General features: G+C 71.7%; 6 protein-coding genes and 3 pseudogenes. 4 read left to right on the top strand and 5 right to left on the bottom strand.

Annotated features, from left to right (window positions below; translation table 11 throughout):
* Positions 1-45: 45 nt before the first annotated feature.
* Both ABD671_RS05450 and ABD671_RS05445 read right to left on the bottom strand, forming a co-directional pair.
* On the bottom strand, positions 46-2,256 hold the full coding sequence (locus tag ABD671_RS05450) for an NADP-dependent isocitrate dehydrogenase (RefSeq protein WP_344732243.1): 2,211 nt from the start codon (positions 2,254-2,256) through the stop codon (positions 46-48).
* 108 nt (positions 2,257-2,364) lie between these two features.
* Complete coding sequence (locus tag ABD671_RS05445; RefSeq protein ID WP_344732242.1) at positions 2,365-2,922, bottom strand: hypothetical protein; 558 nt, start codon at positions 2,920-2,922, stop codon at positions 2,365-2,367.
* Positions 2,923-3,043: 121 nt separating this feature from the next.
* Between ABD671_RS05445 and ABD671_RS05440 the strand changes: the two genes are divergently transcribed.
* A complete protein-coding gene (locus tag ABD671_RS05440; RefSeq protein WP_344732241.1) occupies positions 3,044-4,030 on the top strand; it encodes a malate dehydrogenase in 987 nt (328 codons plus the stop codon).
* 100 nt (positions 4,031-4,130) lie between these two features.
* Here ABD671_RS05440 and ABD671_RS05435 read toward each other — a convergent pair whose 3' ends face one another.
* From ABD671_RS05435 to ABD671_RS05425, 3 genes are all read right to left on the bottom strand, one after another.
* Positions 4,131-4,556: a DUF3017 domain-containing protein gene (locus ABD671_RS05435; protein ID WP_344732240.1), complete on the bottom strand. Its 426-nt coding sequence runs from the start codon at positions 4,554-4,556 to the stop codon at positions 4,131-4,133.
* Positions 4,557-4,558: 2 nt separating this feature from the next.
* Entirely contained in the window at positions 4,559-5,410 is an 852-nt protein-coding gene (locus ABD671_RS05430) for a bifunctional methylenetetrahydrofolate dehydrogenase/methenyltetrahydrofolate cyclohydrolase (protein WP_344732238.1), read from the bottom strand.
* Between the two features lie 61 nt (positions 5,411-5,471).
* Positions 5,472-6,731, bottom strand: coding sequence for an MFS transporter (locus ABD671_RS05425; RefSeq protein ID WP_344732237.1), 1,260 nt, complete (start codon positions 6,729-6,731; stop codon positions 5,472-5,474).
* Positions 6,732-6,935: 204 nt separating this feature from the next.
* Between ABD671_RS05425 and ABD671_RS22320 the strand changes: the two are divergent.
* From ABD671_RS22320 to ABD671_RS05405, 3 pseudogenes are all read left to right on the top strand, one after another.
* A pseudogene (locus tag ABD671_RS22320) lies at positions 6,936-7,274 on the top strand (thrombospondin type 3 repeat-containing protein); the annotation flags it as partial.
* A gap of 96 nt (positions 7,275-7,370) precedes the next feature.
* Positions 7,371-7,550 (top strand): annotated as a pseudogene (locus ABD671_RS05410) (thrombospondin type 3 repeat-containing protein); the annotation flags it as partial.
* A 24-nt stretch (positions 7,551-7,574) separates the two neighbouring features.
* Positions 7,575-7,841: pseudogene (locus tag ABD671_RS05405) on the top strand (thrombospondin type 3 repeat-containing protein); the annotation flags it as partial.
* Positions 7,842-8,045: the final 204 nt, after the last annotated feature.

The raw sequence follows: 8,045 nt of genomic DNA, 5'->3' as shown, positions 1-8,045 counted from the left end.
CGGCCCCGGCTCCACGAGGGAGCCGGGGCCGCGGTCGCGTCGGGATCAGAGCGAGGCGACGGCCTCGTTCAGGGTGGCCGAGGGACGCATCACGGCCGAGGCCTTCGCGTCATCGGGGCGGTAGTAGCCGCCGATGTCGGCCGGGCTGCCCTGGACGCCGTTGAGCTCGGCGACGATGGTCGCCTCCTCGGCGGCCAGCTTCTCGGCGAGCGGGGCGAAGGCGGCCGCGAGGGCGGCGTCCTCGGTCTGCGCGGCGAGCTCCTGGGCCCAGTAGAGGGCCAGGTAGAAGTGCGAGCCGCGGTTGTCGATGCCGCCGACGCGACGGGTGGGCGACTTGTCCTCGTTGAGGAAGGTCTCGGTGGCCTTGTCGAGGGTGGCCGCGAGCACCTTCGCGCCCGGGGCGCCGGCCTGCTCGGCGTAGAGCTCGAGGGAGGGCACGAGCGCGAAGAACTCCCCGAGGCTGTCCCAGCGCAGGTAGTTCTCCTTGACCAGCTGCTGCACGTGCTTGGGCGCCGAACCGCCGGCACCGGTCTCGAAGAGGCCGCCGCCGTTCATCAGCGGAACGACCGAGAGCATCTTCGCCGAGGTGCCGAGCTCGAGGATCGGGAAGAGGTCGGTGTTGTAGTCGCGCAGCACGTTGCCGGTGACCGAGATGGTGTCCTCGCCCTTGCGGATGCGCTCGACCGAGTAGGCGGTGGCCGCGGCCGGCGCCATGATCTCGATGGTCAGCCCGTCGGTGTCGTGCTCGGGCAGGTACTCCTTGACCTTCGCGATGAGGTTGGCGTCGTGGGCACGGTTCTCGTCGAGCCAGAACACCGCCGGCGCACCGGTGGCGCGGGCGCGGCTGACGGCCAGCTTCACCCAGTCGCGGATCGGGGCGTCCTTGGTCTGGCAGGCGCGCCAGATGTCGCCGGCCTTCACCTGGTGCTCGATGAGGACGGCGCCGGAGCCGTCGACGACCTGCACGGTGCCGTCGGCCGGGATCTCGAAGGTCTTGTCGTGGGAGCCGTACTCCTCGGCGGCCTTGGCCATGAGGCCGACGTTGGGCACCGAGCCCATGGTGGCCGGGTCGTAGGCGCCGTGGGCGCGGCAGTCGTCGATGACGGCCTGGTAGACGCCCGCGTAGCTGGAGTCGGGGATGACCGCGAGGGTGTCCTGCTCCTCGCCGGCGGCGTTCCACATGTGGCCCGAGGTGCGGATCATCGCGGGCATCGAGGCGTCGATGATGACGTCGGAGGGCACGTGCAGGTTGGTGATGCCCTTGTCGGAGTCGACCATCGCCAGGGCGGGGCCTGCGGCGAGGGCGGCGTCGAAGGCGGCCTTGATCTCCGCGCCGTTCGGCAGCTTGTCGAGGCCGGCGAGGATCGCGCCGAGGCCGTCGTTGGCCGAGAGGCCGGCGGCCTTCAGGTCGGCGCCGTACTGGGCGAAGACGTCGGCGAAGAACACCTCGACGACGTGACCGAAGATGATCGGGTCGGAGACCTTCATCATCGTGGCCTTGAGGTGGGCGGAGAACAGCACGCCCTCGGCCTTGGCCCGGGCGACCTGCTCGGCGAGGAAGGCGCGCAGCGCGGCGACGTCCATGAACGTGCCGTCGACGACCTCGCCGGCCAGCACCTTGACGGCGTCCTTGAGCACCGTGACGGTGCCGTCGGCGGCGACGTGCTTGATCTGGAGGGTGTCGTCGGCCGGGACGACGACCGACAACTCGTTGCTGAAGAAGTCGTTGACGCCCATGGTCGCGACGTTCGTCTTCGACTCGGGGCTCCAGGCACCCATGCGGTGCGGGTGGGCCTTGGCGTAGTTCTTGACCGAGGCGGGCGCGCGGCGGTCGGAGTTGCCCTCGCGCAGCACCGGGTTCACGGCCGAACCCTTGACCTTGTCGAACTTCGCCCGGATCTCCTGCTCCTCCGGCGTGGAGGGGTTCTCGGGGTAGTCGGGGATGTCGTAGCCCTGGCTCTGCAGCTCGGCGACCGCTGCCTTGAGCTGCGGGATCGAGGCGGAGATGTTCGGCAGCTTGATGATGTTGGCCTCGGGGCGCGTGGCCAGCTCGCCGAGCTCGGCGAGGTGGTCGGCGATGCGCTGCTCCTCGGTGAGGCGCTCGGGGAACTGGCTGATGATCCGGCCGGACAGCGAGATGTCGCGGGTCTCGATCTCGACACCCGCCTTCGCGGCGTACGCCTGGATGATCGGCAGGAACGAGTACGTCGCCAGCAGGGGCGCCTCGTCCGTGTGCGTGTAGATGATCGGGGCCATGAGGCTGTTCCTCCGGAGCAGTCGCGGAAAGTTTCTTGACGTCAAGATACCTGATGCCAGCGGGTGGGACGCCGTCGCCTCCGCCGCTGTCCGGACCAGCCTGTCAGGTCAGCCGTCGGCGGGCGAGACCAGGCCCCGGTCGACCTCGTAGATCTCCCGGCCGGCGACCGCCGGATCGAGCGGATCCGCGACGTCGAGGGTCAGGGTGCCGTCCCCGACGGCGGCGACCGTGGCGCTCTGGTCGACGAGCCCGGGTACCAGCGCGCGCTGGAACCCGTCGCCCCGGCGCGGGCGGGCCGGCACCAGCAGCCCGGGGCGGGCGCCGTCCTCGCCGGCGACCCACTCCCCCTCCCGGCCGAACCACCACAGGTCGCCCGCGGCGTCCTCGGCCACGAGATCGACGACGCCGCCGTGTTCCCAACGCGCCACCGCGATCCCCTCGACGTCCGCGAGACGCGCGTCGGGCAGCGGCAGGTACCGGTTGCCGTCGGGCCGGGTGACGTAGTCGGCGGGATCGAGGGGCAGGGACGCCGGGATCACCAGGCCGTCGACACCGCCGGGCCCGATGGTCGGCGGCTCGCCGGCCCCGCACCGCGCCGCGACCGCCAGCAGCAGCAGGCCGGTGCCCAGCAGCAGGAGCGGACGATCGGGCAACGGGAGGCGCACACCCCCATCGTCGCGCCCCGCATCTCGCCCCGACCACCCGGGGGAGCCGCCGACGTCCTGCGCTGCTAGCTTCGGAGCGGGTCCCGGTCGTGGGCCCCCACATTCGAATCAAGGAGATGTCGTGAGCCCCACCCCGTTGAAGGTGGCCGTCACCGGCGCGGCCGGCCAGATCGGCTACAGCCTGCTCTTCCGCCTCGCCAGTGGTGCCCTGACCGGCGGCGCGCCCATCGAGCTGCGCCTGCTCGAGATCACCCCCGCGCTCAAGGCCCTCGAGGGCGTCGTCATGGAGCTCGACGACTGCGCGTTCCCGAGCCTGGCCGGCGTCGAGATCGGCGACGACCCGGAGAAGATCTTCGACGGCGTCAACCTCGCCCTGCTCGTCGGCGCGCGTCCGCGCGGCCCGGGCATGGAGCGCGGCGACCTGCTCTCGGCCAACGGCGCGATCTTCACCGCCCAGGGCAAGGCCCTCAACAAGGTCGCCGCCGACGACGTCCGCATCGGCGTGACCGGCAACCCGGCCAACACCAACGCGCTCATCGCCGCCAGCAACGCCCCCGACATCCCGAAGGAGCGCTTCTCCGCGCTCACCCGCCTCGACCACAACCGCGCCATCTCCCAGCTCGCCGCGAAGACCGGCGCCGCGGTCACCGACATCACCCACATGACGATCTGGGGCAACCACTCGGCCACCCAGTACCCCGACCTGTTCCACGCCCAGGTCGGCGGCCGCAACGCCGCCGAGGTCGTGAACGACCAGGAGTGGGTGGAGAGCTACTTCATCCCGACCGTCGCCAAGCGCGGCGCGGCCATCATCGAGGCCCGCGGCTCCTCCTCGGCCGCCTCCGCCGCCTCGGCCACCATCGACGCCGCGCGCGACTGGCTCTACGGCAGCGCCGAGAACGACTGGGTCTCCATGGCGGTCGTCTCCGACGGTTCCTACGGCGTCCCCGAGGGTCTGGTCTCCTCCTTCCCGGTCACCACCAAGGACGGCGACTGGTCGATCGTCCAGGGTCTGGAGATCGACGAGTTCTCCCGCGGCCGCATCGACGCCTCGGTCGCCGAGCTCGAGGACGAGCGCAACGCGGTCCAGGAGCTCGGCCTCATCTGAGCCGTTCCGATCCGACACCACGAGGCCCCGAGCGCTGCTCGGGGCCTCGTGCGTTGCTCGGGGGCGTGCGGCCCGGGGTCGGTCCGGGGTCAGTCAGGGGTCAGTCCGGGATGCTGCCGACCAGCACGAACAGGATCGCCGCGACGGCGACCAGCAGGGCGACGTCGACCAGCTGGTGCCGCACCCGCAGCATGCCCGCCTGATGCGACGGCACGAGCAGGCGGGAGCCGGCGCCGAAGAGCAGCGAGAGCGAGAGCAGCCGGACGCCGGCGCGCCAGTCGCCGGCCCACGCCACCAGCACGCCGGTGGCCGCGCCGCCGAGCATGAAGAGGTAGAGCAGTCCGCCGAGGGTGGAGGGGTAGCGACGCTCCTCGGGCTCACCCGGGTGCTCGGGCTCGCCAGGCTCCTCGGGCTCGCCAGGCTCCTCGGGGTCCCCGCCGGCATCGGACGCCGGGAACGCCTCGGCGGCCGCGACGTCCTCGGGGGGCGCCTCGACGGGCTCGAGCGGTTCCGCGGCGTCGCTCACCGTCAGGCCAGCGATCGCTCGGCCATCGTGACGATGTTCGAGAGCAGCATCGCGCGGGTCATCGGACCGACGCCGCCGGGGTTCGGCGAGACCCAGCCGGCGACCTCCCACACGTCGTCCGCGACGTCGCCGGCGATCTTGCCGTCGACCCGCGAGACGCCGACGTCGAGCACCGCGGCGCCGGGCTTGACCATGTCGGCGGTGATGATGCCCGGGACGCCGGCGGCGGCGATGACGATGTCGGCGTTGCGCACGTGGGCGGCGAGGTCGCGGGTGCCGGTGTGGCACAGCGTGACGGTGGCGTTCTCCGAGCGGCGGGTCAGCAGCAGGCCCATCGGACGGCCGACGGTGACGCCGCGCCCGACGACGCAGACCTCGGCGCCGGCGATCTCGACGCCGTGGCGGCGCAGGATCTCCACGATGCCGTACGGCGTGCAGGGCAGCGGCGCCTCGGTGCCGAGCACGAGCCAGCCGAGGTTGGTGGGGTGCAGGCCGTCGGCGTCCTTGGCGGGGTCGATGAGCCCGAGGATGCGGTTCTCGTCGATGCCCTTCGGCAGCGGCAGCTGGACGATGTAGCCGGTGCACGCCGGGTCGGCGTTGAGGGCGGCGATGTGCTCCTCGATCTCGGCCTGGGTGGCGGTGGCCGGCAGGTCGACGCGGATCGACTCGATGCCGACCTCGGCGCAGTCCTTGTGCTTGCCGCCGACGTACCAGCGCGACCCGGGGTCGTCGCCGACGAGCACCGTGCCCAGGCCGGGGACGACGCCCCGCTCGCGCAGGGCCGCGATGCGGGCCGTGAGTTCGTCCTTGATCGCCGCCGCGGTGGCGGTGCCGTCGAGCTTCTGTGCCGTCACAGGGGGTGAGTCTAGGAGCTTCGGCGACTCACCCGACCATCAGCCGGTGATCAGGCGGTGATCAGGCCGCCGTGGGTGCGCCGATGCGCTCGAGGTGGCGCTGCGCGGCGCGGGCGGCCGGGTGCGCGAGCGCAGCGGCACCGACACCGATGGCGGCGATGACCGCCCATCCCGGCGTCCCCCAATGGAGGGCGAGGAAGGTGTAGAGCGCGGGGAAGATGATCGGCTCGACCTGGTAGCCCATCCCCCACACGCCCTGGTAGTCGCCCAGACGCCGGTGGTCGGAGAGCTCGGAGGTGAAGCCCCAGTCGGACGCCGACTGCCACAGCTCGGCGCCGGTGATGGTGACGTGTCCGGCCCAGATCAGCACGATCGAGACCCACCCGACGGTGTCGTGGGTGATGGCGATGACCAGGCAGGAGACCACGAACGCCCAGCCTGAGAGACGCACCGCCCGCAACGACCCCTCGACGGAGTCGGCCAGCCGGGAGGCCCGCACCTGGAGCAGCACGGCGAGCACGGTGTTGGTGCCGAACAGCCACGCCAGCAGCGTGTGGGGGGCATCGGTGCGCTCGACGAGCCACAGCGGGACGACGACGTTGAGCAGCACCTGGTTGGAGCTCAGGGCCCCGTTGCAGGCCGCGAGGACGACGAAGCCGCGGTTGCGCCAGGCCGCCGGCGCGGCGTGCAGCGCCTCCTCGACCGGCGACTCCCCCTGCGTGCCTCCGGTGCGCGCCAGCTCGGGCAGGGTGATGGCGACCATGAGGGCGTTGAGCACGAGCAGGGCACCGGTGAGCAGCGGGATGGCGAGGATCGCCCACCGGCTGCCGATGCCGAGCGCGACACCACCGGCGCCGGCGCCGAGGGTGTAGCCGACGTTGCGTGCCGCCCGCTGGTAGGCCATCGCGGCGACGCGGGTCTCGCGGGTGAAGACCGCGATGCGGTACACGTTGCGGCCGTTGCGGCCGGCCGTCTCGACGACCGCCAGCAGCGAGAGCATCAGGACGAAGGTGAGCAGACCGTCGATCGCGGGCCAGGCGAAGTAGAGCGCCGCCTCGCACGTGCTCGACCAGACCCACAGCGTCTTGGCTCCGAGGTGGTCGGCCACGCGGCCCATGGGGATCTGCAGCGCCAGTGCCACCGCCGCCGAGATCGACATGCCCAGACCGATCTGGGCGCCGGTCAGGCCGACGATCTGGGTGAAGAAGACCGCGGTGCCGGTGAGGAACGAACCCGTCGCGAAGGCCGAGAGCACGCTCTGCAGGGCCAGGTCGCGTTCGAGCTTCGTGGGCGGGAGGAGTCGTCCGAGAGTCGCGCGCACGGCGTCACCCTGCCACGGGCGCCCGCCGGCGTCCCATCGGATATCCGCGGTCCCATCTCCCCGCCGCCGGTCTAGCGCGATAGGCCGGAGGGTATCGCCGGCCGCTGCCTCCCACTAGCGTCGACCGATCGTCCGGCGTCCCCACCCTCCCCGGCCCGCGGGCGATCCGACGGCCGCTGCGCGGCCCGACCGAGAGGAACGACGATGTCCCGACACCCCCGACGCGCCCGCACCCGCTCCGTGGTGGCCGCGACCCTCCTCACGCTGTGCGGCGCGGGCCTCACCGGCATCACGGCGGTTCCTTCCGGCGCGACCACCGCCCTCCACGAGCAGCGCACGACCGCCTTCGAGGACGGCGAGACCGACTATGACAGCGACGGCGTCGGCGACTTCCACGACAACTGCATGTACGACGCCAACCCCGGCCAGGAGGACACCGACAACGACGGCATCGGCGACGTCTGCGATGCCCCTGACTACAACGGCAACGACAACGACGGTGATGGCTTCGAGGACTCGCTCGACAACTGCGTCTACACCTTCAACCCCGACCAGACCGACGTCGACACGGACGGGATCGGCGACGCCTGCGACGACTCCAACGGCAACGGAGGCGGCGGCGGGCCGGACTACACCGACAGTGATGGCGACGGCGTGCTCGACAACATCGACAACTGCCCGTCGGTCTCGAGCTACGACCAGACCGACACCGACGGGGACGGGGTGGGCGATGTCTGCGACGAGACCGGGAACCCGGTGGACGACGACGCCGACGACGACCTCGTGCCGGACGCTTCCGACAACTGCCCGAACCTCGCCAACCAGGATCAGCAGGACAGCGACGCCGACGGAATCGGCGACGTCTGCGACGACACGCCGCTGCCCGACCGCGACAACGACCTGGTGGCCGACGTCGCCGACAACTGCCCTGCGGTGACCAACCCCGACCAGGGCGACCGCGACCGCGACGGGATCGGCGACGTCTGCGACACCTACCCCGACGACCGCACCAACACCCCGCCGTCCACGAACCCGCTGCGCGCGCTGCTCTCCCCGGTCGCCGGGATCATCCGGTTCATCGGCGGACGCCTGCCCCGCGGACCGCGGTGAGGTTCGGGGCGGGTCGGACGTCTGAGTCACCGGGCGCCCGGTGACTCCTGCCATCGGTCAGGCAAGTCTTGCGTCACAAACCGACAGACTCAGCTGACCAATCGCCGGAACCGGATCACATCGGCCCCACTGGTCACATCGGACAGGCGGAACTGCCCGGAATCGGGCCGGCCGGGGCCGGAATCGGCAGGTTTCCCCGGCCGG

The sequence above is a fragment of the Nocardioides fonticola genome, assembly GCF_039536805.1.
Classification (GTDB): Bacteria; Actinomycetota; Actinomycetes; order Propionibacteriales; family Nocardioidaceae; genus Nocardioides; species Nocardioides fonticola.
This window is presented reverse-complemented; position numbering and strand designations above follow the sequence as displayed.

Coding starts and splice junctions, on each gene's coding strand:
- ABD671_RS05450 (WP_344732243.1), bottom strand. CDS start 2,256: ATGGCCCCGATCATCTACACGCACACGGACGAGGCGCCCCTGCTGGCG.